We start from the raw sequence: 25,533 nt of genomic DNA, 5'->3' as shown, positions 1-25,533 counted from the left end.
CACACCCGGTCCGGACCGCGGGGTCAGGCGCCCTGCGGTCCGCGCCGCTGGGGCAGCGAGACGACCCCCGCCCCCGACACCGTCCCCGCCGGACCCGTCGCCCCCGTCGGGCCGGTCGCCCCCGGCGGATCGGCCGGGGCCGGCGGCAGGCCCGCGATCTGGCAGAGCAGGTCCGACCAGGCCGCCAGGTGCGCCGCGGTGTCCGGCACCCCGCCGAGCCCTTCCCGGGGCGTCCAGGACGCCCGGATCTCGATCTGGGTGGCCGGCCGGCGCTCCGCGAGCCCCCCGAAGTAGTGCGAGCCCGCCATGGTCACGGTCCCGCTCGCCTCCCCGTACGCGAGACCGCGCGCCTCCAGCGCCCCGGTCAGCCAGGACCAGCACACCTCCGGCAGCAGCGGGTCCGCCGCCATCTCCGGCTCCAGCTCCGCCCGCACCAGCGTCACCAGCCGGAAGGTGCCCTTCCACGCCTCGTGGCCCGCCGGGTCGTGCAGCAGCACCAGGCGCCCGTCCGCGAGGTCCTCCTCGCCGTCGACGACCGCCGCCTCCACCGCGTACGCGTACGGCGCGAGCCGCTGCGGCGGGCGGGTCGCCTCGATCTCCATCTCGGACCGCAGCCGCGCCGTCCGGAGGGCGTCCACCGCCCTCCGGAACGCCGTCGGCACCGGGGTCCCCGCCGTACTGTCCGCCTTGTCGCCCGTCCCTCGAATGCCGTCGGAATGATCGGAGAAATGTCCCTGAGCCGCAGCCATGCGGGGAAGAGTAGGCGGAACGGGGCCGCCATGCGGGGAGGGACACCCGCCCGGCACGAGCGGCTTCCGGCCACATGCGAAGATTTGGGCGTGAGTGCCATGGACAGCCCGACGGGCCAGCAGACGAAGCAGCAGTCGCGGACGTACGACTCCGCGTTCCTCAAGGCGTGCCGGCGTGAGCCCGTGCCCCACACCCCCGTCTGGTTCATGCGTCAGGCCGGGCGGTCGCTCCCCGAGTACCTGAAGGTCCGCGAGGGCATCCCCATGCTGGAGTCCTGCATGCGGCCCGAGCTGGTCAAGGAGATCACGCTCCAGCCGGTCCGCCGCCACAAGGTCGACGCCGCCATCTTCTTCAGCGACATCGTCGTCCCGCTCAAGGCCATCGGCGTCGACCTCGACATCAAGCCCGGCGTGGGCCCCGTCGTCGCCGAGCCGATCCGCACCCGCGCCGACCTCGACCGGCTGCGCGACCTCACCCCGGACGACGTCCGATACGTCACCGAGGCCATCGGCATGCTCACCGAGGAGCTCGGCGACACCCCGCTGATCGGTTTCGCCGGCGCGCCCTTCACCCTCGCGAGCTACCTCGTCGAGGGCGGCCCCTCCCGCAACCACGAGCACACCAAGGCGCTCATGTACGGCGACCCGCAGCTCTGGGCCGACCTGCTCGACCGCCTCGCCGAGATCACCTCCGCCTTCCTCAGGGTGCAGATCGAGGCCGGCGCCTCCGCGATCCAGCTCTTCGACTCCTGGGTCGGCGCCCTCGCCCCCGCCGACTACCGCCGCTCGATCCTCCCGGCCTCCGCCAAGGTCTTCGACGCGGTCGCCGGCTACGGCGTCCCCCGCATCCACTTCGGCGTCGGCACCGGCGAGCTCCTCGGCCTCATGGGCGAGGCCGGCGCGGACGTCGTCGGCGTCGACTGGCGCGTCCCGCTCGACGAGGCCGCCCGCCGCGTCGGCCCCGGCAAGGCGCTCCAGGGCAACCTCGACCCGGCCGTCCTCTTCGCCGCCACCGAGGTCGTCGAGGCCAAGACCGACGAGGTGCTGGCCGCCGCGAAGGATCTGGAGGGGCACGTCTTCAACCTGGGTCACGGCGTCATGCCGTCGATGGACCCGGACGCCCTGACGCGGCTGGTCGAGTACGTGCACACGCGGACGGCCCGCTGAGCGCGAGCCGTCCGCGGGGCGGTGCCGGGTGGGGTCAGTACTCGCAGTTGACCGGCGGGTTGCCCGTGGTCACCCGGCAGACGTCGAAGCCGTCGCCGCCGTTGGTGGTGCCGTCGCTGACGTTGACCTTGACGTAGTCGTTGCCGAGGTTCCCGCGCACGGCGCCGCCGGAGGCCAGCAGGCCGTCGACGACGAGGTAGTCCGAGTCCTCGTTGCCGGCGATGACGCCGCTGACCACGACGTCCGACCGCGAGGTGATGTAGTCGCGGCCCGCTCCGCCGGTGACGGTGCCGGCGGTCGGGCCGGTCAGCACGATGTAGTCACGGCCGCCGAGGCCGTTCACGGTGTGGCCGGGGTCCACCGAGGAGCACTCGATGAAGTCGTCCCCGGCGGTGCCGTTGACCGTCGGGCCCGAGGCGGGGACGCCGTTGACGCGGCAGACCGTCGCCGCGTGGGCGGGCGTGGCGGTCAGGGCGAGCGGGGCGATGACGAGGGAGGCGGCGCAGAGCGCACGCGCGGCATGTCTGATCATATGAAGAGTCACGCACGGTGATGTATCGCATGCAACCCGTCACCGCGCGTGACTCTGCCGCTCGGGTCATCCGGCCGCCCGAACGGCCGCCACCGCCTTCCGGGCCGCCACCAGCACCGGGTCCCACACCGGGGAGAACGGCGGCGCGTACCCCAGGTCGAGCGCGGTCATCTGCTCCACCGTCATCCGGGCCGTCAGCGCCACCGCCGCGACGTCCACCCGCTTCGCCGCCCCCTCCCGGCCCACGATCTGCACCCCGAGCAGCCGCCCGGTCCGCCGCTCGGCCAGCATCTTCACCGTCATCGGCGCCGCCCCCGGGTAGTACCCGGCCCGGCTCGTCGACTCCACCGTCACCGTCACGAACCGCAGCCCCACCTCCCGGGCGTCCTTCTCCCGCAGCCCGGTCCTGGCGATCTCCAGGTCGCAGACCTTCGACACCGCCGTCCCCACCACCCCCGGGAAGGTCGCGTAGTCGCCGCCCACGTTCGCGCCGATGACCTGCCCCTGCTTGTTGGCGTGGGTGCCCAGCGGCACGTGCCGCTCCCGCCCCGACACCAGGTCCAGGACCTCCACGCAGTCACCGCCCGCCCACACGTTCCCGTGCCCCCGCACCCGCATCGCCAGGTCGGTCAGCAGCCCGCCGTGCGCGCCGAGCGGCAGCCCCGCCGCCTCCGCCAGCGAGGTCTCCGGCACCACGCCGGTACCGAGCACCACCACGTCCGCGGGGTACTCGTCCGCGTCCGTCGCCACCGCCCGGACCCTGCCGTCGTCGCCGGTGAGGATCTTCGTCACCGGCGACGAGCCCACCGTACGGATCCCGAGCCCGTCCATCGCCCGGTGCACAAGGCGTCCCATGTCCGGGTCGAGCGTCGCCATCGGCTGCTCGCCGCGGTTGAGGACCGTCACCTCGTAGCCCCGGTTCAGCAGCGCCTCGGCCATCTCCACGCCGATGTACCCGGCGCCGACGACCACCGCCCGCCGCCCCGCCGTCCCGGCGAGCGAGTCCAGCAGCGCCTGCCCGTCCTCCAGGGTCTGCACCCCGTGCACGCCGGCCGCGTCGATCCCCGGCACCGCCGGCCGGGCCGGGCGCGCCCCGGTCGCGATCACCAGCTTGTCGAAGCCCGTCCACGCCTCCGTACCGGCCGCCAGGTCCCTGGCCAGAACCCGCTGTCCGGCGAGGTCGATCTCCGTCACCTCGGTCCGGGTCCGCAGGTCGATCCCGCGCGCCCGGTGTTCCTCGGGGGAGCGGGCGATCAGCTCCCCGCGCCCGGTCACGTCCCCGCCCACCCAGTACGGGATGCCGCAGGCCGAGTACGAGGAGAACCGGCCCCGCTCGAAGGCCGTGATCTCCAGCTCGTCCGGCCCCTTGAGCCTGCGCGCCTGCGACGCGGCGGACATGCCCGCCGCGTCGCCCCCGATGACCACCAGTCGTTCGCTCATGCGCCCACGCTACGGCGCGGAGCCCTCCGCGTCCGGTGCTCCGGCGGGCTGTCCGTCGGGCGCCTCGTCGGGCAGCGGGAGCCCGGCCGCGTTCGTCCGCGCCGCCTGCCCCGGTACGGCGGCGGGGACGGGCGCGGGCCGGGGTGCCGGGGCGGCGGCACGGGCCCGGCGGCGCGGGCGGACGCCCCAGCGCCAGACCGCGTACGCGGCCAGTGCGGCCGCCAGCCACGGCGCGAGCGCCGCGAGCACCACCAGGGTCCAGGCGACCACGGCGACCAGCGCGTTCCAGCCGCCCGACAGGGCGTCGCCGACCGCCGGGCGGCTGTCGTCGGTCCGCTCGTCCTCGACGGTGACCCGCGCCTTCTCGCTCAGGCTCACCGTGATCGTCGCCAGCGAGGTCCGGTCCTTCAGGGACGCCTGCTGGGCGAGCAGCGCCTCCAGATCGGCCTGCCGCCGGCTCAGCTCGCCCTCCAGCGTGACCACGTCGGTCAGCCGCTCGGCCCGGTCCATCAGCGCCCGCACCCGGGCCACGCTCGCCCGCTGGGTGGCGATCCGGCTCTCCACGTCCACCACCTGGTCGGTGACGTCCTGCGCCTCCGCCTTGCGGGCCAGCAGCTTCCCGGTGCCGGCCAGCTCGGCGAGGACCCGGTCGTACCGGTCCTGCGGCACTCGCAGCACCATGGTGGAGTGGTCGTACTCGTCGTCGACGCGCTCGGTCGTCTCCGACTCCACCCGGCCGCCCGCCGCCGTCGCCACGGCCCGCACCCGGTCGGCGGTCTCCGCCACCCGCTCGACCTCCACCGACAGCGAGGCCGTACGGATCACGTGCTGTGCGGCGGGCGCCCGCGACCCGCCCGGCTTCGCCGTGCCCGGCTTCGCGTCCGCCTCCGCGCCCGAGGAGCCGCCCGTGGCGCCGCCCGTGGCGCCGCCCGTCGTGCCGTCCGCCGCCCCCTTGTGGTCGAGCTCGCCCTGCGCGGCGGACCCCTTGGCGTCACCGCCCGAGTCCGCGGAGCCCGCGCCGCAGCCCGCCGTCAGCGCCAGCGAGGCGGCGAGCAGCAGCGCCGCCCCCGCTCTGCCGCGCCGTGCCGTCCTTGTCGTCCTGTCCGAAATGTGCACCGAGCCCCCCAGGGTCGCCGGAACCGATGCTCCTAGGACGTGCGGGACCCGCCCCGGGTTTGCGTTCCCCGGTAGCGATGCGGTCACGGTCCGGCCTCGGAACGGGGCGGCGCGGGCGATTTGAGAGAGTGGTCCCATGAACGCGGACACCTCGGGACCCCACGCCGGACCTCACGCCGTCGTCGTCGGCGGCGGCATCACCGGCCTCGCCGCCGCCCGCCGGCTCCTCGCCGCCGGAGCGCGCGTCACCCTCCTGGAGGCCGGCGGCCGGCTGGGCGGCAAGCTCCTCGCCGGGGAGATCGCCGGCGCCCCCGTGGACCTCGGCGCCGAGTCGCTGCTCGCCCGCCGCCCCGAGGCCGTCGCCCTCGCCGAGGCGGTCGGCCTCGGCGACCGGCTCCGGGCCCCCGGCACCACCACCGCCTCCGTCTGGTCCCGGGGCCGTCTCGTCCCGATGCCCAAGGGCCACGTCATGGGCGTCCCCGGCGACGCCGGAGCCGTCGCCGGCCTCCTCTCCGCGGAGGCGCTGCGCAGGATCGGCCGGGACCTGGAGCTGCCGCCCACCGAGCCGGGCGACGACGTCGCCATCGGCGCGTACGTCGCCGAGCGCATGGGTCACGAGGTCGTCGACCGGCTCGTCGAACCGCTCCTCGGCGGCGTCTACGCCGGCGACGCCTACCGCATCTCGATGCGGGCCGCCGTCCCCGCCCTCTTCGAGGCCGCCCGCCGCCACCCCACCCTCACCGCGGCCGTCCGCGCCGTCCAGGCCGCCGGCGCCGCCGTCCCCGCCGACGCGGCGGGCGCGGCCACCGGCCTCGGCGGGTCCGTCTTCGCCGGCCTCGACGGCGGCGTCGGCACCCTCCCCGGCGCGGTCGCCGACGCCGTCCGCGCCGCCGGCGGCACGATCCTCACCGACACCCCCGCGACCGGGCTGCTGCAGGCCGGGGCCGGCTGGCGGGTCGTCACCCCGGAGCGGACCCTCGACGCGGACGCCGTCGTCCTCGCCGCCCCCGCGCCCGTCGCCGCCCGCCTCCTCGGCGGCCTCGCCCCCGAGGCGGCCGCGCTCCTCGACGCGATCGCGTACGCCTCCATGGCCCTGGTGACGTTCGCCTTCCGCCGCGCGGACCTGCCGGAGCTGCCCGGCTCCGGCTTCCTCGTGCCGCCCGTCGACGGCCACACCATCAAGGCGTCCACCTTCTCCAGCCAGAAGTGGCGCTGGGTCGGCGAGGCCGCCCCCGAGCTCTTCGTGCTCCGCACCTCCGTCGGCCGGCACGGCGAGGAGGCGTGGCTGCACCGGGACGACGAGGACCTGGTCGCCGCCTCCCTCAAGGACCTCGGCGCCGCCACCGGGCTCGCCGCCCGCCCCGTCGCCACCACCGTCACCCGCTGGACCGACGGCCTGCCCCAGTACCCGGTCGGCCACCTGGACCGCGTCGCCCGGGCCCGTACCGCCCTCGCCGGGCTGCCCGGACTGCGCCTCGCCGGGGCCGCGTACGACGGCGTCGGCATCCCCGCCTGCGTCGCCTCGGCGCACCGCGCGGCCGACGCCGTCGCGGACGAGATCATCGCCACGCCGGAAACGGGGCACCCCGGTGCGGGGCACTCCTCGTGACGGGCGAGAATAGGCGTATGAGTGCGCCCGAAAAGATCCCGAACGCCGGTAAGAAGGCGAAGGACCTCAACGAGGTCATCCGCTACACCCTGTGGTCCGTCTTCAAGCTGCGCGACGTCCTGCCCGCCGACCGAGCCGGCTACGCCGACGAGGTCCAGGAGCTGTTCGACCAGCTCGCGGCCAAGGACATCACCGTCCGCGGCACGTACGACCTCTCCGGTCTGCGCGCCGACGCCGACGTCATGATCTGGTGGCACGCCGAGACGAGCGACGAGCTCCAGGCGGCGTACAACCTCTTCCGCCGTACGAGGCTGGGCCGCGCCCTGGAGCCGGTCTGGTCGAACATGGCGCTGCACCGCCCGGCCGAGTTCAACAAGTCGCACATCCCGGCGTTCCTCGCCGACGAGACCCCGCGCGACTACGTCTCGGTCTACCCCTTCGTCCGCTCCTACGACTGGTACCTGCTGCCGGACGAGGACCGCCGCCGGATGCTCGCCGACCACGGCAAGATGGCCCGCGGCTTCCCGGACGTCCGGGCCAACACGGTCGCCTCCTTCTCGCTCGGCGACTACGAGTGGCTGCTCGCCTTCGAGGCCGACGAGCTGCACCGCATCGTCGACCTCATGCGCCACCTGCGCGCCTCCGAGGCGCGGATGCACGTCCGCGAGGAGGTCCCCTTCTACACCGGCCGCCGCAAGAGCGTCGCGGACCTGGTGGCGGGCCTGGCCTGACGGCCGCCCCACGACCTGGCGGCGCCCCGGCTCCCAGCCGGGGCGTCCGCCCCTCGACCCGGAAGATCAGACGGCCGCCACGCCATGGCCGGCCGCTCCAGCGACACCGGGTCCGGCACCGGGTGCGGCGCGCGCGAGCGCGCCGCACCGGCGTCCCTTCCTCTCAGGGCCCGCCCAGCGCGGCCCGCAGCTCCGGTTCGAGCACCACCGGCCCCCGGGTGGCGAGCGCGGTGAGCGGATCCTCCGCCGACAGCCCGGCGAGCAGCCGCTGACCGGCGTGCGAGGCCCACCGGCCGCGCGGATGCCCGCCGATCGCCCAGCAGAGCCCCGAGGCCGTCAGCGGCAGCGCGAACCCGGCGAGTGCCGCGGCCCGCTCGGCCTCCGCCGCCAGCGGCACGGACACCGCCCCGAGCGCCAGCGCCAGCCACCAGGACCCGCGCACCGCCCGCAGCCCGGCCGCGACCTCCCGCCGGCCCGCCCCCGGCACCGCGAGCCCCCGCTCCACGAGCCCGTCCTCGATCCGGCGTACGCACGCGGCGGCGGCGACCGCGGGGCGCAGCCGCGGCACCGGCGCCTGGCCGTCCGGCCCGATCGCGCCGAGCACCGCCCGCTCCAGCTCGTCCCCGCCGCCGGAGCCCTCGACGACCGTGGCCCAGCCGGTGTGCGCGAGCAGCAGCCGCCGCGCCCGGTGCATCGAGACCAGTGTCAGATCGGTGACCCGGCCCGGCCCGCCGGCGAGGAACGCGGCCTCGCCCAGGGTGAGTTCGCCCTCCCCGGCCGCCAGGGCGCCGGGCCCGCCGGCGGCGACCGCGGCCCGGCAGAGCCGGGCGCAGGCGACGGCGGTCACGACGCACGTGACGAGGAGCAGCGGGATCCAGACCATGATCGAGTTGTACGGCAGGACCGCCGGTCCCGCCACCCGAACGGCTCAGCCGCCGCCCCCTCCGCAGGAGGAGCCGCCTCCGCCGCACGAGGACGACGAGGAACCGCACGAGGACGACGACGAGCCGCAGGAGGACGAGGACGAGCCGCACGACGAGGAGGACCCGCAGGACGAGGACGAGCAGGACGAGCCGCCCGACCCGGAGTCCGAGCCCCAGCCGTCCCCGCCGCCGGTGGCCGCCCCCGCGCACCACAGGACGACGGCCGCGGCGGCGGTGGTGTCGGAGTGGTGCGACGACGACCCGGTACGGCTCCGGCCGCCGCGGAACGAACCGTCGGGCCGGGCCGCGTCCCGCAGCCGCTCCCCCAGGTCGCGGTCGGGCAGCGCCCGGATCCCGCCGAGGGCGACGGTGTTGACGCCGCCGTAGCCGTACGCGCTCCGGTAGGCGGCGAGCGCGGCGAGCCCCGCCGTGCTGACCTGCCGGGTGTAGGTGGTGCCGCAGACCAGGGCGGTGACGAGGCAGACGAAGAAGAGCGGCAGGAGCTTCACGACGAACGGCACGGTGGGCCCGTCCACCGCGAACTCGACGACGGTGGCCGCGATGCCGACCGGGAACAGCAGGACGGCGCCCACGACGAGACCGACGCACCAGCGCCGCAGGGCGCGGCGGGGGCCCGGCAGGGTCACCAGTCCCCGCCCGGCGAGCGCGTCCCCGATCTCCTGCACCGCCGGGTGGGTCATCACCCCGAGGCGCAGCCCGCGCAGCGAGCCGCTCGGGGCGGCCGCGTGGGTGTCGAGGACGGCCCGCTCCACCGGGTCGTGGGCGATCCGGTGGACGACCGCGACGACCCCGGGGCCGCCGATGACGATCCGGCCGTCCAGGTGCATGGCGGCGAGCGCCGTGTCGGCGACCCGGCCGGGGCCGCCGCCGAGGAACGCGGCCTCGTAGACGTCGTGGAGCGGTCCGCCGCCCCCGCCCCGGATGTGGCGGGCCAGCACGAACAGCCGGACGAGCACGGCTGCGGCGGCGAGGTGGAGCGCCAGGAGGAGCAGGTCCATGACGGTCACCGCCCCCCGAACACGCGCCGGGCGGCACGCGCCACCCGGCCGGCCGGCCGGGTCTCGGTCCGCTCCCGCCACCAGCGGGTCAGCTCCCGCCGCTCGGGCCGCTGTTCGTCGAGGAGCAGCCCCTCGACGAAGTCGAGCGCGTCCCGCCGGTAGCTGCCCGGCATGGGCCGGCTGCGGGCGTAGGCGAGGAACGCGGGCCGGAACTCCGCGCCGAGGATCCTCGGCAGCTCGGGCGCGATCCGCGCCACGACGGAGGCCCGCTTGGCGGCGAGCGCCCGGCTCTGCACGCGCATCCGCCGCACGTCGAAGCCCTCGGGCACCGGAGTCCCCGCGACCAGCGCCGACAGCACCGCCGCCTGCGCGACCCCGACCCGCTGCCGCGCGGCGGCGTCCGCGGAGGGCGCGGCTCTCGTGACGGCGGCCTCGGGCCGCGCCAGAACAGCCACCGGACCGGCCGCCGGACCGGCCACCGGACCGGTCGGCGGGCCAGCCACCGGACCGGCCGCCGGACCGGCCACCGGACCGGCCACCGGACCGGCCGCCGGACCGGCCGCCGGACCGGTCGGCGCGGCGGGAGCCGGCCGGGCGGTCGGCATCGGGCCGCCCGAGACACGGGCGCCGGCGCCGATGTGCAGGGCGTCGCCGCCGGTGAGGGCGCGGCCGGCGCGCAGGGCGGCGGCACCGGCGCCGTGGCGGGCGGCGAGCGGGCCGGACGGGGCCGGGGCGCGCCGGGCCGCCGTCACCGTGGAACGGATCGCGGCGAGTTCGGCGGCCAGCTCATCCGCCGCCGGGAAGTGGTCGTCGCGCTCCAGGAGGACGCCCGGCGGGGCGACCCGGCCGGCGAGGTCGGCCAGGATGTCCAGGACCGGCGCCGGGACCGGGTGGGCGTGGGTGTCGTGCCAGACCCCGTCCCGCTCGACACCGCCCGCCACGTGCACGTACGCGATGGCCTCCACCGGCAGTTCGGCGAGGGCCCGCGCCGGGTCCTCGCCCCGGTTGCGGTGGTTGGTGTGCAGGTTGGCGACGTCGATGAGGAGTCGCACCCCCGTGCGCTCCACCAGCTCCGCCAGGAACCGCCCCTCCGACAGCTCCTCGTCCGGCCAGGAGAACAGCGCGGCGATGTTCTCCAGCGCCAGCGGCACCGGCAGGGACTCCTGCGCGATGCGCACGTTCTCGCAGAGCACGTCCAGGGCGTCCCGGGTGCGCGGGACCGGCAGCAGGTGCCCGGCCTCCAGCGGCGGCGTCGCCGTCAGCGGCCCGCCGGCCCGGACGAAGGCGATGTGCTCGGTGACGAGCGGCGCCCCCAGCGCCTCGGCCTTCTCCGCGAGCGCGGCCAGTCGCTCGGGGTCGGGGCGGTCCGCCCCGCCGAGCCCCAGCGACACCCCGTGCGGTACGACGGTGACGCCGCGCGCCCGCAGCCGGGCGAGCGAGTCGGGCAGATGGCCGGCGCACACGTTCTCCGCGACGACCTCCACCCAGTCGACGGGCAGGTCCTCGACCGCGTCCGCGATCTCCGGACGCCAGCCGATGCCGATGCCGAGTTCCGTCATGTCCCCCTCCTTCGGTCCTCAGTCATCCACGTGATGACCCCGGCGGTGCCGGTCGAACCCCGGAGGGAGGAGGTTCAGAGCTTCATTTGAGGTTCCCGGCCACCGGCGCCCCGGGAGCGTCCAGGACGCCGGGGAACGCCGACACCACCGTGGCGCTGCCCGGCGCGATCTCCGTGAAGCCGGCGTCCCGGACGACCGGGAGGCCGCTCGCGGCCAGCGCGGGCCAGTCGGCCTCGGCCGCCGTGCGGACGGCGAGCGGGAAGCCGGCCTCCCGCCAGGCCGTACGGGCGGCCCCGTCCAGCGCCCACCACAGGAGCTGGGCGCCGTGCCCGGCCTGCGCCATCGCCTTGCCCGCCGACATCGCGAGCCCCGGATTGAGCCAGAGCACGGCCGCGCCGTCCGGGACGGGGCCGGGCGCGGCCGGGTCGTCGAGGTCGGTGCCGGAGACCTGGAGCTTGGCCAGCTCCTTGGGCCAGCCGTCGAGGGGCACCGGCGGGAAGACCCGTACCTCCGCCGCCGCGCCGGTCACGGTGATGCCGGGCAGGGCCCCGGCGCGCCGCCACTCCGCGCCGCGCGCCCGCCGGACGACCTTGCGGATGCGGGCGTCCTCCCAGTCGGCGACGGCCCGCGCCCATTCCCCCTCGCCGGCCGCCCGCTCGTCGGTCAGGAGCCGGAGCACGGCCCGGGCCGCGGTCTCCAGGGCGTCCGTACGGGCCGGGGGCGCGTCCTTCTCGATGCGCACCACCAGGGGCAGGACGAACTGCGGCTTGTCGTCCCGGGGATCGGCGCTCGGATCCGTGCGCGGTTCGGTGTTCGGTTCGGTGTCGTGGCTGCTCACGCGGCAAGTCTGCCACCGCGGTCCGACAGCCCGATCGTGTGGCCGCGGCGGTGACGGCGACCGGCGACCTCGCCGGGACGAGCGGCCCGGACGCCCTGCCCGCCGGGGTCCTGGCCGCCACCGCCCGCGCCCTCACCGGGCGGCCGCGCGCCTGGAGTGAGGGCCGGGGCCGGAGCCGTACCGGACCGGGACCGGTACCGGAGTAGCCTCGGTGTCATGACCACGGAATCCGGCGCCTTCTGCACCCCCGAGCCCGCGCCCCGTCCGCCGAAGGCGGCCGAGGGCCCCTACGCGCGGTGCGTGCTGTGCCTGGAGCCGACGGAGTACGCCGCGTCGGTCAAGGGCGTCGTCCTGTGCCCGGTCTGCGAGTGGCAGGAGGCCCAGCGCACCGCCTGCTCCGGCTGACCGGAGGCCCGGCCCCGCCCGCTCAGCCCGCGCGCATCAGCTCGGAGACCTTCACGAAGCGGTAGCCGCGGGCGCGGAGTTCGGGGACGATCCGGCGGATCGCGCGCTCCGTGGCGGGGGCGGCGCTGCGGGTGCAGTGGAGGACGACCAGCGAGCCCGGGCGGACCCCGGAGAGCACCTGCTCCGCCACCGCGTCCGGGTCCTTCGCGAAGGCGTCCCCGCCGACCACGTCCCACTGGACGGCGGTGACCCGGGCCGGGGCGAGCGCGTCCAGCGCGGTGTCGTCGTGACAGCCGCCGGGGAAGCGGAAGTAGGGCACGACGTTGACGGCGCCCGCGTCCCGGAAGGAGTCGAAGGCGCGCCGCACGTCCGCCGCCATGTCCGGCTTCGCCACGGTCGGCAGGCCGTAGCAGGGCTCGGCGAAGGCGTAGTGGCTGTAGGAGTGGTTGGCGATCTCGAAGCGGGGGTCGGTGCCGATGGAGCGGACCTGGTCGGGGTACTCCTCCGCCCAGCGGCCGGTCATGAAGATCGTCGCGTCCACCTTCAGCCGGCGCAGGGTCGCGATGAGCTCCGGGTTGTCGAAGCGCTCGCCGCGCGCCGCCCGGGGGCCCTGGTCGGCGGTCATGTCGGCGTCGAAGGTGAGCGCGACCACCTTCTCGGTACCCCGGCCGGTCCGCCGTTCGTAGACGGGCGTACGCCCCTGGGGCCCGGCCGCCATCGTGGGCGGCGCGGCGGGCGCGGGCTTCGCGGGCTTGGCACCCGGGGCCGCGGTCGGCTCGGCCGTCGCCGCGGCGGAGGTCCGGTCCACGACGGGCGAAGCGGTGTCGGCGCCCCCGCCGCAGCCGACGAGAACGGCGCCGAGCAGACCGAGCGCCGCCACTTTACGTACAGAAATGGTCACGAACGGAAGTTATCCGATCGGATGTGAAGCCCCGCCGTCGGACCCCGGGGCGCGGCGCGCCGCGTCACCCGTCAGGGCTCAGGGCTGCGCGGCTCAGGTCGCGAGCAGCAGCCGCCGGCACTCCGCCACGTCGAAGCCGCCCGCCGGGTACTGCGGGTCCAGCGCCTCCAGATGCTCCAGGAGCAGCGTGCTGACGGCCCAGTTCCGGTACCACTTGCGGTCCGCCGGGACCAGGTACCAGGGCGTGGCGGGGGTCGAGCAGCGCTCCAGCGCCAGCTCGTACGCCTCCTGGTAGGCGGGCCAGCGGGTCCGCTCCTCGATGTCGCCCGGGTCGAACTTCCAGTGCTTCTCCGGGTTGTCCAGGCGCTCCAGGAGGCGGCTGCGCTGCTCCTCGTACGACAGGTGCAGGAAGACCTTCACGACCGTCACGCCCTCGTCGGTGAGCGCGCGCTCGAAGCGTCCGATCTCCTCGTAGCGCCGCTCGACCTCCTCGCGCGGGACCAGCTCGCGGACCCGGGCGATGAGGACGTCCTCGTAGTGCGAGCGGTCGAAGATGCCGATCTCGCCCGGCAGCGGCAGCGCCCGGGTGATCCGCCACAGGAAGGGGTGGGCGCGCTCCTCCGGCGTGGGTGCCTTGAAGGCGTGGATCCGGCAGCCGGAGGGGTTGAGGGTGCCGATGACGTGCTTGACCGTGCCGCCCTTGCCGCTGGTGTCCATGCCCTGGAGGACGAGGAGCACCCGGCGCCGGTCGCCGGCCGTGCTCGACGCGTACAGCCGCTCCTGGAGGCCGGCGAGCCGCGGGCCCAGGAGGGCGGTGGCGGCGCGCCCGGTCGTCTTGCGGTCGGGGCCGCCCTCCGGGGCGCGCGGGGTGGCCCGGGGGTCGTACGCGGAGAGGTCGACGGGCTCGCCCGGCGGCAGCCGCAGCGCCTCGCCGAGGGACCCGGCCCGCCCGGCCCCACCCTGCTTCCCGTCCTTCTTCGCCACCGCGCGCCCCTTCCGCCGTGCTGCTCGCCCTCCCCCGATCCTGCGCCGGATCGGGGGAGTCCGCGAGTGCGCCCCGGGCGGACCGGGGGTCAGCGCCAGGGGCCGGTGACGGCGAAGGTGGTGCCGGGGGTGTAGCAGTTCACGTACATCGTGGCGCCGTCGGGGGAGAAGGTGACGCCCGCGAACTCGCCCCACTCCGGCGCCCCGGGGTCGCCGATGTCTTGAGCACCCCTGGCGACGGCGTACACCTCGCCCCGCCGGCTCACCCCGAAGACGTGCTGGGCGCCGTCGCCGTCCTCGCAGACCATCAGGCCGCCGGTGGGGGCCAGGCAGATGTTGTCGGGGGACTCGCCGGGCAGCCGGAGGTCGGTGTCCGGGCCGAAGACGACGGCGAGGGTGAGCCGTCGGCGGTGCGGGTCGTACTTCCACACCTGCCCGTAGTGGGTGGCGCCGGAGCCGTCGGAGGCCCGGGCGAAGGAGGAGACGAAGTAGACGCAGCGGCCGCCCCAGTAGCAGCCCTCCAGCTTCTGCGCGTGGGTGATCCCGCCCCGCCCGAAGTCCTGGAAGCGGATGGGCGTCGAGACCGCCTGCGGGTCCGGCACCGGCACCCACTCGACGGAGTCGAAGACCGCCCCGGCCTCCTGGACGACCGACAGGTCCGGCACGCCGGGCACGCGCAGGGCCTCCAGGGTGCCGCCGGCGCGCAGCGAGCCGGTGCCGCCGAGGGGGCGCTCGGGGAGGAAGCGGTAGAAGAGGCCGAAGGGGCGGTCGAAGGCGTCCTCCGTCTCGTAGACGATCCCGGTGTACGGGTCGACGGCGACGGCCTCGTGCGCGAAGCGGCCCAGCGCGGTGAGCGGCACGGCCCCGGTGCGGAGCGGGTCGGCCGGGTCGACCTCGAAGACGAAGCCGTGGTCCTTCTCGTACCCCTTGCTGCCCGCCTTGTCCTCGGTCTCCTCGCAGGTCAGCCAGGTGCCCCAGGGGGTGGGGCCGCCCGCGCAGTTGACCGCGGTGCCGGCGATGCCGACGCGCTCGCCGGCCGCGCCCTGGAGCACCTCGCCGGTGGCGTCGAGGCCGAGGACGGTGCAGCCGCCCCTGCCGCCCCGGTCGTAGACCAGGCCGGGCGCGTGCGGGACGGCGAGCGGCGCGTCGGGGCGGTTCTCGTGGTTGCGGACGAGGCGGACGCCGCCGCGCGGGCCCGCGAAGGCGCTCATGCCGTCGAAGCGGCCGGGGACCGTGCCCTCGCCGGAGCGGAGCGGGTCGCCCTCGCGGGAGAGGACCCGGTAGGAGAAGCCGGCGGGGAGGTCGAGCAGACCGGCCGGGTCGGGGAGGAGCGGGCCGTATCCGCCGCGCGGTTCGGCGGCGGCGGGGGAGCCGGCGAAGAGGTCGGCCAGGGCGCCGGTGAAGGCGATCCCGGCGACGGACGCGCCGGTGCGGGCCAGGATCTGACGTCGTGTCACTGCCATGGAGGAGGGCCTTCCCGCCGGAACAGGTGTGGACCCGCTTCATGTACCACGCGGTGGTCTGCGTGATGCCGTGACGCGGGTCCACGGGGCCTCGGATGGCCTAATTCCGCCCCTGTGGAAACAGGGTGACGGGACGTCAGGCCAGTTCGGCCGTCAGCGTGATCGTCGTGCCGGTGAGCGCCTGGCTGACCGGGCAGTTCTTCTTGGCCTCCTCGGCGAGGGACTGGAACTGGTCCGCGTCCAGACCGGGGACCTCGCCGCGCACGGTGAGGTGGATGCCGGTGATGCCCTCGCCCGGCTGGAAGGTGACGTCCGCCTTGGTCTCCAGGCGGGTGGGCGGGTTGCCCGCCTTGGCCAGGCCGTTGGAGAAGGCCATGGAGAAGCAGGAGGAGTGCGCGGCGGCGATGAGCTCCTCGGGGCTGGTCTTGCCGTTCGGCTCCTCGGCACGGGCCGGCCAGGAGACGTCGTACGAGCCGAGTCCGGACGAGTCGAGGGTGACGACGCCGGAGCCCTTGAGGAGGTCGCCCTGCCAGACGGTGTGGGCGTGACGGACGGTGGCCATGGTGGATCCCTTTCGATCGGGTATGGCCCCCAACCTACTGCGCCACGAGCCCCTTTGCGTCCCGTGCCAGGGCGGTGAGCCGGGAGATGGCGCGGAAGTACTTCTTGCGGTAGCCGCCGTTCAGCATCTCCTCGCTGAACAACCGGTCGAACGGGAGTCCGGAGGCGAGCACCGGTATCTCGCGGTCGTAGAGGCGGTCGGCGAGGACGACGAGCCGCAGCGCGGTCGACTGGTCCGGGACCGGGCCGACGTCGGTGAGGCAGACCGCCGTCAGGTCGTCGGTGAGGGCGCCGTACCGGCTCGGGTGGACCTTGGCCAGGTGGGCGAGGAGGTGCGGGAAGTCGTCGAGGGAGGCGCCCGGGACGCGGTACGCGGCCTCCGTGACGACCTGGTCGGAGTGGGGCGCGGGGGCCTCGGGCAGGCCCCGGTGGCGGTAGTCCTCGCCGTCGATCCGCAGCGGCCGGAAGTGCGCGGAGAGGCCCTGGATCTCGCGGAGGAAGTCGGCGGCGGCGAAGCGGCCCTCGCCGAGCTTGCCCGGCAGCGTGTTCGAGGTGGCGGCGAGCGCCACGCCGGCCTCGACCAGCTTGCCCAGCAGGCTGGAGACGAGGACGGTGTCGCCCGGGTCGTCCAGCTCGAACTCGTCGATGCAGAGGAGGCGGTGTCCGCTCAGCGTCTGCACGGTCTGCTGGAAGCCGAGCGCGCCGACCAGGTTCGTCAGCTCCACGAAGGTGCCGAACGCCTTCAGCGCGGGTTCGGCGGGCGTGGCGTGCCACAGGGAGGCGAGCAGGTGGGTCTTGCCGACGCCGTAGCCGCCGTCGAGGTAGACCCCGCGCGGGGCGGCCGGGGCGGCGGGCTTGCGGGCGAACCAGCGGCGCCGGCCGGCGCCGGTCGCGTGCGCCCCGCCGAGGGACTCGGCGAAGCCGGAGAGCGCCTTGACGGCCTCGCACTGGCTGGGCTGGTTCGGGTCGGGGAGGTACGTGTCGAAGCGCACCGAGTCGAAGCGCGGCGGCGGGACCATCTCCGCGACCAGCCGGTCGGCGGGGACGTGGGGCTCGCGCGAGCACAGCGAGAGCGGGGTCGCCGCTGCGGAGGCGGCTTCGTTCAGGGCACGGGTCGACACAGTTCCCCACTGTAAGCGCCGTGTCAGACTGCGAGAATGCGACAGCTCTTCCCTGTGACGGACATGACAGCCTCGAAGACCCAGGTCAGCGACGCCGGCGCCGACCGGGAGTGGTCCCTCGACGAGCTGGCCGACGCCTACGCGTACCCGGAGGGGGAGGAGCGCTGGCTGCGGGCCAACATGGTCTCCTCGCTCGACGGGGCGGGCCAGCACGAGGGCCGCTCGCAGCCGCTCTCCTCCGACACCGACATGCGGATCTTCGGCACCCTGCGGGGGCTCGCGGACGTCGTGGTGGTCGGGGCCGAGACGGTGCGTCTGGAGGGGTACCGGCCGGCCCGGGCCCGGGAGGTCTTCGCCGCCCGGCGTGCCGCCGCCGGCCAGGGCCCCGCTCCCGCGATCGCGGTCGTGACCGCCTCGCTCGACCTGGACCTCGCGCTCCCCCTCTACACCTCCCCGCTGGTCCCGACCCTGATCGTGACCGGCGCGGGCGCCCCCGCCGACCGGATCGCCGCCGCGCGGGCCGCGGGCGTCGAGGTGCTGCTCGCCGGCGACGGGGCCGCCGTGGACCCGGCCCGCGCGGTCGCGCTCCTCGCCGAGCGCGGGCTGCGCCGGCAGCTCACCGAGGGCGGGCCCCGGCTGCTCGGCCAGTTCACCGCCGCCGGGGTGCTCGACGAGCTGTGCCTGACGGTCTCCCCGACCATGACCGCGGGTGATGCCCAGCGGATCGCCCACGGGCCTTCGCTCGCCCTTCCGACACGCTTTGGGCTGGCTTCTCTGCTGGAGCAGGACGGCTTCCTCTTCAGCCGCTACCGTCGGATCTGACAATCGGCGGAATTTCCCGTTCCGCTTAGCGTCGGCTGGGCACAATCACAGTCGCAGTCCCCGTGCGGTCACGGGGAAGGATGGTTTCCGCAGAAGGGCTCCTGAGGTGTTCACAAGCGTTCTGATGATCGAGAAGCCCCTGACGTCCATGGACGTGGAATTCGTCACCACCCTGCACGGCGACGAGACCGTGTCCTTCATCGTGCTCATGCAGCCGCGCGGTGACCAGGCCGATCTCCTGCTGCGCGCCATCGACGACGTCGCCATGGGTGAGCTCAAGGAGGCGACCCGGGAGGGCGACGAACCGGAGGGGAAGGAGGCCCGCAAGCCGGCCGAGCTGGCCCTGGAGCACTCGCTCAGGGCCCTGAGAGAGGCGGGCTGCGAAGCGGTCGGACAGGTGGTCGAGGACCACCCCCTCGACAAGATGAAGGCCGTCGTCGACGAGGCGGAGGCGGACGAGGTGATCGTCCTCACCGCCCCGCACTACGTGGAGGAGTTCTTCCACCGCGACTGGGCCTCCCGCGCCCGCCACAAGGTCGGCGTCCCCGTCCTGAAGCTGTTCGCGCACAGCGAGTGACGGCGGGCGGAGGGCCCGGGGCGCGCCGCGTCCCCGGGCCCTCCGGTTCCAGCCACTAGGCTGGAGCCGACACGTCGTACGCACACCCGGGGAGAGAACCGCATGGCACCCGCCATCCCTGCCGCCATGGAACGGCCGCACTTCATCGGCATCGGCGGTGCCGGAATGTCGGGCATCGCGAAGATCCTCGCCCAGCGCGGCGCCAAGGTCGCCGGCAGCGACGCCAAGGACTCCCCGACCGCCGAGGCGCTCCGCGCCCACGGCGTCACCGTGCACATCGGCCACGCCGCCGACCACCTCGCCGACGACGCCTCCGCCGTCGTCGTCTCCAGCGCCATCCGCGCCGACAACCCCGAGCTGGCCCGCGCCGCCGAGCTCGGCATCCCGGTCGTGCACCGCTCCGACGCGCTCGCCTCCCTCATGGACGGGCTGACCGCGATCGCCGTCGCCGGCACCCACGGCAAGACCACCACCACCTCGATGCTGGCCGTCGCCCTCACCGAGCTCGGCGCCGACCCCTCGTACGCGATCGGCGGCGACCTCGCCGGCCCCGGCACCAACGCCCGGCACGGCGCCGGCGAGGTGTTCGTCGCCGAGGCGGACGAGAGCGACCGCAGCTTCCAGAAGTACGACCCCCGGGTCGCGATCGTCCTCAACGTCGAGCTCGACCACCACGCGAACTACGCCTCCATGGACGAGATCTACGAGTCCTTCGAGAAGTTCGCCGCGAAGATCCGCCCCGGCGGCACCCTCGTCGTCGGCGAGCACGCCGGCGCCCGCGAGCTGGCCCGCCGCGTCGCCGCCGAGGGCCGCCAGGACCTCGCCATCGTCACCGTCGGCGAGGGCGAGGACTCCGACGCCCGCATCCTCAAGATCGTCCCGAACGGGATGAAGAGCGAGGTCACCGTCGCCCTCGACGGCACCGAGCACACCTTCACCGTCTCCGTCCCCGGCCGCCACTACGCCCACAACGCCGCCGCGGCCCTCGCCGCCGGCGCCCGCGCGGGCCTCGACCCGGCCGCCCTCGCCCAGGCCCTCACCGCCTACACCGGCGTCGGCCGCCGCCTCCAGCTCAAGGGCGAGGCCGCCGGCGTCCAGGTCATCGACTCGTACGCGCACCACCCCACCGAGATGACCGCCGACCTGGAGGCCATGCGCGGCGCCGCCGCGGGCTCCCGCCTCCTCGTCGTCTTCCAGCCGCACCTCTTCTCCCGCACCCAGGAGCTGGGCAAGGAGATGGGCGACGCCCTCGCCCTCGCCGACGCCTCCGTGGTCCTCGACATCTACCCGGCCCGCGAGGACCCGATCCCCGGCGTCACCAGCGAGCTGATCCTCGACGCGGCCCGCGCGGCCGGCGCCGACGTCACCGCCGTCCACGACAAGACCGCCGTCCCCGAGGTGATCGCGGGAATGGTCCGCCCCGGTGACTTCGTTCTGACCATGGGCGCGGGCGACGTCACGGACCTCGGTCCGCGGATCCTGGCCCGCCTGGCGAACTGAGGGAGTGGACGCACGATGGCGTACGAGGTCGAGAAGTCGGACGAGGAGTGGCAGGCGCAGCTGACCCCGTCGGAGTACCAGGTGCTCCGGCTGGCCGGCACCGAGCCCGCCTTCCGCGGTGAGTACACGGACACCAGGACGGAGGGCGTCTACTCCTGCCGCGGCTGCGGGGCCGAGCTCTTCACGTCGAAGGAGAAGTTCGAGTCGCACTGCGGCTGGCCGTCCTTCTTCGACCCGAAGGACAGCGACGCCGTCGAGCTGCTCGCCGACACCTCCCACGGCATGGTCCGCACGGAGGTCCGCTGCGCCCGCTGCGGCTCCCACCTGGGCCACGTCTTCGAGGGCGAGGGCTACCCGACCCCCACGGACCAGCGGTACTGCATCAACTCCATCTCGCTGCGCCTGAAGCCCGCGGAAGACGCCTGACACACGTCTGCGGTCGGTCCCCCTAGGGCGTCCGGTTCGCCCGCGCGGAGGCCGTACGGGACGAACTCGCCGGCGCCGAGAAGGAGGGCCGCCCGGTCGACCAGGGCCGGGTGCGCACCGCGCTCGCCGCCGTCGAGCCGTACGTGACGGTCGGCAGCGGCGGCATGGCCCTGGTCCAGCGGATCACGGCCCTCCTCGGCGGCTGAGCGGCCCGCGCGGCGCCGTCCGGGTCAGCGGGCGCGGACCACGGCCCGGGCCCCGTCGGCCAGTTCGAGCGCGAGGCCGGAGCGCAGCGGCACCGTCTGGCCCGGCACGATCCGCTGGCTGGTGCCGTCGGAGCGGGTGCCGGTCCAGGCGTCCGCCGAGCGGTTGGCGAGCCCGTACCGGCCCGGCTTCTGCGGGTGCTCGACCAGCTCGGCGACGAGGCTGCCGTCCGAGTAGTCGTGCCGGGTCGGCTCGGCCGCCAGGTGGTGGCGGTGGATCCGCGCCGCCCGTCCCAGCAGGACGTGCCGCTCCGTCCGGGGCGGCGGGGTGGTCACCACGAGCCGGGGCGGCAGCACCAGCGGCGCCGCGTCCTTCCAGCAGTTCCCGGGCGTCGCCGTGCCCGGCTCGGTCATGTTCTGCCGACCGCAGTTCGGGCACTCCACGACCGCGTCCCGGGCCGCCCGCAGCGCGTCCCGCCACTGCGACTCGCGGACCCGCGCCGACGGCTCCCGCAGCCCGACCGTGAAGTTCTGCGTGAACAGCCGCTGGAGCGACGGCGGGACCAGCGGCCACAGCGCCAGCACGGTCGTGTGCTCCACCGGGTCCGGGCGGTTGTCCGGGTCGTCCGGGTCGAAGAGGAAGAGCGGGTCGCGCCCGTACAGCTTGCGCTCCGCGTGCTCGTCCAGGCAGCGGATCGCCAACTCGCGCCTGCCCTTGAAGGGGTGGTGGTTCGTCAGGAACATGAACAGCAGCACCGACAGCGAGTGCAGGTCGCTCTGCGTGCCCGGCATGGCCCCCGGGTCGCCGCGCACCAGCTCGGGCGCCATGAAGCCCATCGTGCCGGAGATGCCGCTCTGGTCGCCCTCCACCACCGCGTTGTCGTTGTCGCAGACCAGCACCTCGCCGGTGGCCGGGTCGAAGAAGATGTTGCCCCAGGAGATGTCCCGGTAGGCGATCCCGCGCGAGTGCAGCGCCTGGTACGCCTCCACCGTGTACAGGCACGCGGTCAGCAGCTCGCGGAAGCTGGTGGTGACCGTCCGCCGGAACAGCTCGGGCAGCCCGCGGAAGCGGTCCGGCCGCACGTCCATCAGATAGCCGAAGCGGTCCTGGGCCGCGCCGACGAACGCGGTCGGCCACAGGAAGCGGTCGTCCTTGAAGTCCCGGGCCACCAGGTCCTCGACCACCTGCCGCTGCTGCGGGGTCGCGCTCTCGGGGTAGTACCACTTGAGCGCCTTGGCGGAGCCGTCCGGAAGCGTCACCCGGTAGACCTCGCCCTGGCCGCCCTGGCCGAGCAGGCGGTCGACGACGAGCGTCTCCCCGGTGTCGGTCGTCAGGGTGTCCCCGTTGTCGAGCATGCCACTCATCGTCGTTCCGTCTCCTCGTCGTCGTTCGTCGTGCCGTCCGGCACCCCGGCGTCCGGCTCCGCCACGGGCCCCGGCTCCGGTTCCGCCGCGGGCTCCGGGCCCCAGGGCCGCGCCGCCTCCGGCGCCGACGCCCACGCCGCCCTGGGGTCGTCGTCCCGCTCCGCGCGGTGGGCGAGGGCCAGGGTGGTGTCGTCGCCGGAGTGCCGGGACGCCTCCGCCAGCCAGCGCGGCACGTCCTCGGCGATCCCCGGCACGCCCCGGCCGGCCAGCCGCTCGTACAGCCCCGCCGTGAACGCGGTGAACCCCGCGTCCGAGGCGAAGCTCTTCGACAGGCCGTCCGTCGACAGCGCGAGCAGCCGGGGCCCCCGCTCCGGGTCGGGCAGCGGCTCCCAGTGCACCCGGACCAGCCGCCACGCCTCCGGCAGGCACAAGGAGGCCGTCTCGTCCCCGAGTTCGGCCCGCTCCGGGGCGAGCGGCAGCCGCACCCGCCCGCCCTCGTCCACAACCGTGAGCTCCCCGTCGCCCAACTGCCAGGCGACGAACAGGCCGGGGACCACGACGGCCCCCACGAGCGTGGAGCCGTACAGCCGCAGCACGTCCTCCCGGGGCGCGTCCGCCCCCTCCGGGCCGGGCTGGCGGTGCCAGTGCTCCCACACCCGCGTCTGCCAGTCCCGCACCAGCCGCTCCGGCAGCTCGTACCGGGCGTAGTCGTGCAGCCGGCTCAGCCGGCCCCCGGGGCTGCCGGGGCCGAGGCAGCTGCCGAACTCCCGCCCCTTGTCGACGAAGAGGGCCGCGGCGAAGTGCGCCCCGACGTCGCTGCGCGGGTAGGACGCGGAGCCGTGCCCGTCCGCCACGGTGAGGATCAGGGGGTCCTCCGCCGATCCCGTGCCCCGCACCCGGCCCCGGTCCTGGTTGAGCTTCTTGCCGAGCCCCTGGACGCTCTCGCAGAGTGTCTCCCAGTCCGCCAGGGGGCTCACCACACGTCGTCTTCGTCGTCGTCGGCGAGGACCGGCGGCGCGTAGGGGGCGGCGGGCTTGGTGGGGCCGTCGCCCACGTGGCCCCCGGCGACGGGCTGCGAGGCGGCCTTCACCGCGGCCGTCGACGCCCAGCGGATCGCGGCGGCGAGCTGCTTGGGGCTGTTGGCGTCCAGCGGGCGCAGCTCCGGGTTGGCCAGGAACTCCTGGAGGACGCCCCGGTCGGCGTCCGCGCCGATCGCGATGGCCACCCGGACGGCCTTGCGGCCCCACGGGGTGGCCTCGATGGCACGCAGCCCGGCCCGCCAGTCGTCGGTCGGGGCGCCGTCGGAGACCAGCGCGATCACCGGCTTGAGGGCCCGCTCCGGCATGGGCGGGGTCCGCAGCTCGCCGGCGACCAGGTGGAGCGCCTCGCCGAGGTTGGTGGTGCCGTCGGGGGCCACGTCCTGCCAGGTGAAGGAGTCCACCTCGACCGGGTCCTTGTGGTGCCAGCGGGCGGTGGTCGAGAAGGTGATGGTGCGGAGCAGGAGCTGGGCGGCCGGGTTGTCGCGGGCCACCGACTGCATCTCCGGGATCGCCTCCCGGATCGCGTAGTTGAGCTGTCCGATCTTCTCGCCGAGCATCGAGTACGAGGTGTCGAGCAGCCAGATGAAGTGCACCGGGCGGTTCGCCATGGCACCGCCGGGGAGGTCGGTCACGATGTCCTCCTGGAACAGGGATAGGGGAAGGGAAGGGGACGGAAGGCGGGTCAGGGGCTGTCGGCCGTCAGCTCCTCCCAGAGGCCGGGGACGTCCCCGGCGAGCCGGACGATCGCGTCGACGAGCCCGGGCAGTCCGTAGACCGCGCCGAGCGCCGCCGCCGCGAGGACGAGGCCGGTGGCCGTCCGCAGCAGGACGAGGACGGCCTTGCGGGAGCGGGAGACCCGGGGGGTGACCACGGTCATCGGCCGCGCACCCCCGCTCCGCCGTCCCGCGCGTCGACCAGCGCGCCGACCCGCAGCCCGGACCGGGCGAGCAGCCAGAGCACGGGCTCGGCGGCCCGCCGGCCCTCGGGGTCGAGGGCGCCGGTGCCGGTGGCGGTGAAGGCGCTGACGGACCAGTAGCGGGCGGTCCTGAACTGGTGGGTGAAGTTGCGGACGAGCCCGCCGAGGCCGAGCGTGGTCAGCCAGGTGTCGACCTCGGCGCCCGCGGGCGGCAGCGACGGGATCCGGTCCAGCACGTCCCGTTTGGTGACGACGACGGCCACGGGCAGTCTCCCCCTCCGTCCGACGAGTGCGGTGAGTTCGCCGCTGAGCCCGTCGAAGGTCTCGACGGGTCCCTGGGCGGCGGGCCGGGCCTCGGCGGCGACCGTGCCGTCGGCGTCGGCGATGCGCTGCCGTACGGCCCGGTCGGCGAGGACGTCGACCACGAAGAGGACGCCGTCGGCGTGGGCGAGGTACTGCTGCTCGCGCAGCCGGTCGGCGCCCTGGAGCGCCTCGCCCATCGGGTCGTACAGGTAGAGCAGCCGGCGCTGCCGGCCCTTGCCGACGAGGATCATCCAGGCCCGCTGGTCGCCCTGGGTCTTCAGCGCCCAGTCGTCGTCCCGCAGCCGCTGGTCGAGGAGGGCGCTGTCGTGCCGGTCGGCGTCGGAGGCGTAGTCGAGGGTGAGCCTCCCGTTCGTCGCCCAGGACCGCAGTCCGGCGACCACGGCGGCCATCAGCATGGTCTTGCCGGAGGAGGAGGCGCCGATCAGCGGCACGTGGACCACCCGGGTGGTCGCCGCCGCGGGCGGCAGCGGCCGGTCGCAGGAGGGGCATTCGGCGGCGATCCGGCCGCGGCCGGTGAGCGGGGAGGCGGGCAGCCGCTGCCCGCACTCGCAGGTGTGCCGGAAGACGCCGTACCGTCCGGGCCGCAGCTCCCGGTGGGTCGCGGTGGGGCAGTGCGGGCAGCGGTGGGCGGCCAGCGGCACCGGCCGGTGGCAGCCGGGGTGCGGGCAGACCGGCCGGATCCGGAAGAGGAGCAGCCGGGCCCGCTCCGCCCCGCGCAGCAGCCCGACGGCGGCGGCCCAGCCGGCCCACAGGAGGCCGACGAGCACCCCGAAGAGGAGCAGCGCGGCGGTGTGCAGCACCGCGACGAGCAGCACGGCGACGGTCGCGCCGAGCGCCGTGCCGGGGGCCATCAGCCAGAGCCACGCCCGGGTGAACGGGTTGCCCCCGCGCTGTCCGCCGGTCGGCCGCCGCCCCTGGAACAGCCGGGCGACCACCCGCTTCATCCAGTGGTGGTGCCAGACCCGCCACGGGGTCCTCAGCCCGGCGCCGACGACGCCGGCCGTGTCGATCCACAACTGCCGGGCCCAGTACGAGGGGTGGGCGGGCTCGGCGCCGATCGGGATCACCCGCTGGTCCGCTCGGCCGGCGCCGAGCGGACCGAGCGCGGTGACGGCCGCCCGCGAGGTGGCGGCGAGCAGTTTCCAGAACGCCCGGAACACGCAGACCACGAGGGCCGTGACGGCCCACACCGCGGCCACCACGACGACGATCAGCCAGGTCAGGTCTCCACCGTCCATCGCG

General features: G+C 75.2%; 27 protein-coding genes. 9 read left to right on the top strand and 18 right to left on the bottom strand.

Annotated elements, in window-relative coordinates; translation table 11 throughout:
* Positions 1–23: 23 nt before the first annotated feature.
* Positions 24–749 (bottom strand): DUF3000 domain-containing protein, encoded by a 726-nt coding sequence (locus IF73_RS0108995; RefSeq protein ID WP_078867991.1) that lies wholly within the window; start codon positions 747–749, stop codon positions 24–26.
* Positions 750–839: 90 nt separating this feature from the next.
* Between IF73_RS0108995 and hemE the strand changes: the two genes are divergently transcribed.
* Positions 840–1,916, top strand: coding sequence for a uroporphyrinogen decarboxylase (gene hemE / locus IF73_RS0108990; protein ID WP_031005359.1), 1,077 nt, complete (start codon positions 840–842; stop codon positions 1,914–1,916).
* A gap of 34 nt (positions 1,917–1,950) precedes the next feature.
* Here hemE and IF73_RS0108985 read toward each other — a convergent pair whose 3' ends face one another.
* The 3 genes from IF73_RS0108985 to IF73_RS0108975 all read right to left on the bottom strand — a co-directional run bounded on the left by IF73_RS0108985 (position 1,951) and on the right by IF73_RS0108975 (position 5,004).
* Positions 1,951–2,448: a hypothetical protein gene (locus IF73_RS0108985; RefSeq protein ID WP_031005358.1), complete on the bottom strand. Its 498-nt coding sequence runs from the start codon at positions 2,446–2,448 to the stop codon at positions 1,951–1,953.
* A gap of 66 nt (positions 2,449–2,514) precedes the next feature.
* Entirely contained in the window at positions 2,515–3,888 is a 1,374-nt protein-coding gene (locus tag IF73_RS0108980) for an FAD-dependent oxidoreductase (RefSeq protein ID WP_031005357.1), read from the bottom strand.
* Positions 3,889–3,897: 9 nt separating this feature from the next.
* On the bottom strand, positions 3,898–5,004 hold the full coding sequence (locus IF73_RS0108975; RefSeq protein WP_031005355.1) for a DUF4349 domain-containing protein: 1,107 nt from the start codon (positions 5,002–5,004) through the stop codon (positions 3,898–3,900).
* 136 nt (positions 5,005–5,140) lie between these two features.
* Here IF73_RS0108975 and hemG point away from each other — a divergent pair, with 136 nt between their 5' ends.
* Together hemG and hemQ are read left to right on the top strand one after the other, a co-directional pair.
* Entirely contained in the window at positions 5,141–6,613 is a 1,473-nt protein-coding gene (gene hemG / locus IF73_RS0108970) for a protoporphyrinogen oxidase (protein ID WP_031005353.1), read from the top strand.
* A 17-nt stretch (positions 6,614–6,630) separates the two neighbouring features.
* The gene (gene hemQ / locus IF73_RS0108965) at positions 6,631–7,344 is read left to right on the top strand and encodes a hydrogen peroxide-dependent heme synthase (RefSeq protein WP_031005351.1); all 714 of its coding nucleotides are present in this window, start codon (positions 6,631–6,633) and stop codon (positions 7,342–7,344) included.
* Between the two features lie 163 nt (positions 7,345–7,507).
* On the opposite strand, the gene IF73_RS0108960 is transcribed toward hemQ, so the two are convergent.
* The 4 genes from IF73_RS0108960 to IF73_RS0108945 form a co-directional block, all read right to left on the bottom strand.
* On the bottom strand, positions 7,508–8,227 hold the full coding sequence (locus tag IF73_RS0108960; protein ID WP_031005345.1) for a TIGR04222 domain-containing membrane protein: 720 nt from the start codon (positions 8,225–8,227) through the stop codon (positions 7,508–7,510).
* A gap of 45 nt (positions 8,228–8,272) precedes the next feature.
* Positions 8,273–9,286, bottom strand: a complete 1,014-nt coding sequence (locus IF73_RS0108955) for a TIGR04222 domain-containing membrane protein (protein WP_051716635.1) — start codon at positions 9,284–9,286, stop codon at positions 8,273–8,275.
* A gap of 5 nt (positions 9,287–9,291) precedes the next feature.
* Complete coding sequence (locus IF73_RS0108950) at positions 9,292–10,845, bottom strand: DUF692 domain-containing protein (RefSeq protein ID WP_037878643.1); 1,554 nt, start codon at positions 10,843–10,845, stop codon at positions 9,292–9,294.
* Between the two features lie 82 nt (positions 10,846–10,927).
* Complete coding sequence (locus IF73_RS0108945; RefSeq protein ID WP_051716630.1) at positions 10,928–11,683, bottom strand: peptidyl-tRNA hydrolase; 756 nt, start codon at positions 11,681–11,683, stop codon at positions 10,928–10,930.
* 38 nt (positions 11,684–11,721) lie between these two features.
* Between IF73_RS0108945 and IF73_RS40935 the strand changes: the two genes are divergently transcribed.
* Positions 11,722–11,889, top strand: a complete 168-nt coding sequence (locus tag IF73_RS40935; protein ID WP_158821961.1) for a hypothetical protein — start codon at positions 11,722–11,724, stop codon at positions 11,887–11,889.
* Positions 11,890–11,899: 10 nt separating this feature from the next.
* Positions 11,900–12,088: a hypothetical protein gene (locus IF73_RS0108935; protein ID WP_031005337.1), complete on the top strand. Its 189-nt coding sequence runs from the start codon at positions 11,900–11,902 to the stop codon at positions 12,086–12,088.
* 22 nt (positions 12,089–12,110) lie between these two features.
* Here the strand turns inward: IF73_RS0108935 and IF73_RS0108930 are convergent, their stop codons facing one another.
* From IF73_RS0108930 to zapE, 5 genes are all read right to left on the bottom strand, one after another.
* On the bottom strand, positions 12,111–12,989 hold the full coding sequence (locus IF73_RS0108930; protein WP_031005335.1) for a polysaccharide deacetylase family protein: 879 nt from the start codon (positions 12,987–12,989) through the stop codon (positions 12,111–12,113).
* Between the two features lie 93 nt (positions 12,990–13,082).
* Positions 13,083–13,973 carry a PPK2 family polyphosphate kinase gene (locus IF73_RS0108925; RefSeq protein WP_031005333.1) on the bottom strand — a complete coding sequence of 297 codons (891 nt, stop codon included), beginning with the start codon at positions 13,971–13,973 and terminating at the stop codon, positions 13,083–13,085.
* A gap of 89 nt (positions 13,974–14,062) precedes the next feature.
* Positions 14,063–15,436 (bottom strand): alkaline phosphatase PhoX, encoded by a 1,374-nt coding sequence (locus tag IF73_RS0108920; RefSeq protein WP_031005331.1) that lies wholly within the window; start codon positions 15,434–15,436, stop codon positions 14,063–14,065.
* A 136-nt stretch (positions 15,437–15,572) separates the two neighbouring features.
* A complete protein-coding gene (locus IF73_RS0108915) occupies positions 15,573–15,998 on the bottom strand; it encodes an OsmC family protein (RefSeq protein ID WP_031005329.1) in 426 nt (141 codons plus the stop codon).
* A gap of 34 nt (positions 15,999–16,032) precedes the next feature.
* Positions 16,033–17,118: a cell division protein ZapE gene (gene zapE / locus IF73_RS0108910; protein WP_051716629.1), complete on the bottom strand. Its 1,086-nt coding sequence runs from the start codon at positions 17,116–17,118 to the stop codon at positions 16,033–16,035.
* Positions 17,119–17,154: 36 nt separating this feature from the next.
* Here zapE and IF73_RS0108905 point away from each other — a divergent pair, with 36 nt between their 5' ends.
* The 4 genes from IF73_RS0108905 (at position 17,155) to msrB (ending at position 20,443) form a co-directional block, all read left to right on the top strand.
* Positions 17,155–17,940, top strand: a complete 786-nt coding sequence (locus IF73_RS0108905) for a pyrimidine reductase family protein (protein WP_031005325.1) — start codon at positions 17,155–17,157, stop codon at positions 17,938–17,940.
* A 106-nt stretch (positions 17,941–18,046) separates the two neighbouring features.
* A complete protein-coding gene (locus IF73_RS0108900) occupies positions 18,047–18,517 on the top strand; it encodes an indole-3-glycerol phosphate synthase (RefSeq protein ID WP_078867989.1) in 471 nt (156 codons plus the stop codon).
* Between the two features lie 102 nt (positions 18,518–18,619).
* Entirely contained in the window at positions 18,620–20,017 is a 1,398-nt protein-coding gene (murC, locus tag IF73_RS0108895) for a UDP-N-acetylmuramate--L-alanine ligase (protein WP_031005321.1), read from the top strand.
* Between the two features lie 15 nt (positions 20,018–20,032).
* Entirely contained in the window at positions 20,033–20,443 is a 411-nt protein-coding gene (gene msrB, locus IF73_RS0108890; protein WP_031005319.1) for a peptide-methionine (R)-S-oxide reductase MsrB, read from the top strand.
* Between the two features lie 230 nt (positions 20,444–20,673).
* On the opposite strand, the gene IF73_RS0108880 is transcribed toward msrB, so the two are convergent.
* From IF73_RS0108880 to IF73_RS0108855, 5 genes are all read right to left on the bottom strand, one after another.
* Positions 20,674–22,011 (bottom strand): protein kinase domain-containing protein, encoded by a 1,338-nt coding sequence (locus tag IF73_RS0108880; RefSeq protein ID WP_031005454.1) that lies wholly within the window; start codon positions 22,009–22,011, stop codon positions 20,674–20,676.
* Entirely contained in the window at positions 22,008–22,988 is a 981-nt protein-coding gene (locus IF73_RS0108870; protein ID WP_234338193.1) for a PP2C family serine/threonine-protein phosphatase, read from the bottom strand. The genes IF73_RS0108880 and IF73_RS0108870 overlap by 4 nt, the downstream gene beginning before the upstream one ends.
* On the bottom strand, positions 22,985–23,659 hold the full coding sequence (locus tag IF73_RS0108865) for a vWA domain-containing protein (RefSeq protein WP_031005315.1): 675 nt from the start codon (positions 23,657–23,659) through the stop codon (positions 22,985–22,987). The genes IF73_RS0108870 and IF73_RS0108865 overlap by 4 nt, the downstream gene beginning before the upstream one ends.
* A 74-nt stretch (positions 23,660–23,733) precedes the next feature.
* The gene (locus tag IF73_RS0108860) at positions 23,734–23,928 is read right to left on the bottom strand and encodes a hypothetical protein (protein ID WP_031005313.1); all 195 of its coding nucleotides are present in this window, start codon (positions 23,926–23,928) and stop codon (positions 23,734–23,736) included.
* A complete protein-coding gene (locus IF73_RS0108855; RefSeq protein ID WP_031005311.1) occupies positions 23,925–25,529 on the bottom strand; it encodes a TRAFAC clade GTPase domain-containing protein in 1,605 nt (534 codons plus the stop codon). Before IF73_RS0108855 ends, IF73_RS0108860 begins: the two co-directional genes overlap by 4 nt.
* Positions 25,530–25,533 lie beyond the last annotated feature (4 nt).

The sequence above is a fragment of the Streptomyces sp. NRRL F-5727 genome (assembly GCF_000719555.1).
Taxonomy (GTDB): domain Bacteria; phylum Actinomycetota; class Actinomycetes; order Streptomycetales; family Streptomycetaceae; genus Streptomyces.
Note: the sequence above shows the minus strand (reverse complement) of the source record. Positions and strands in the feature narration are given on the sequence as shown.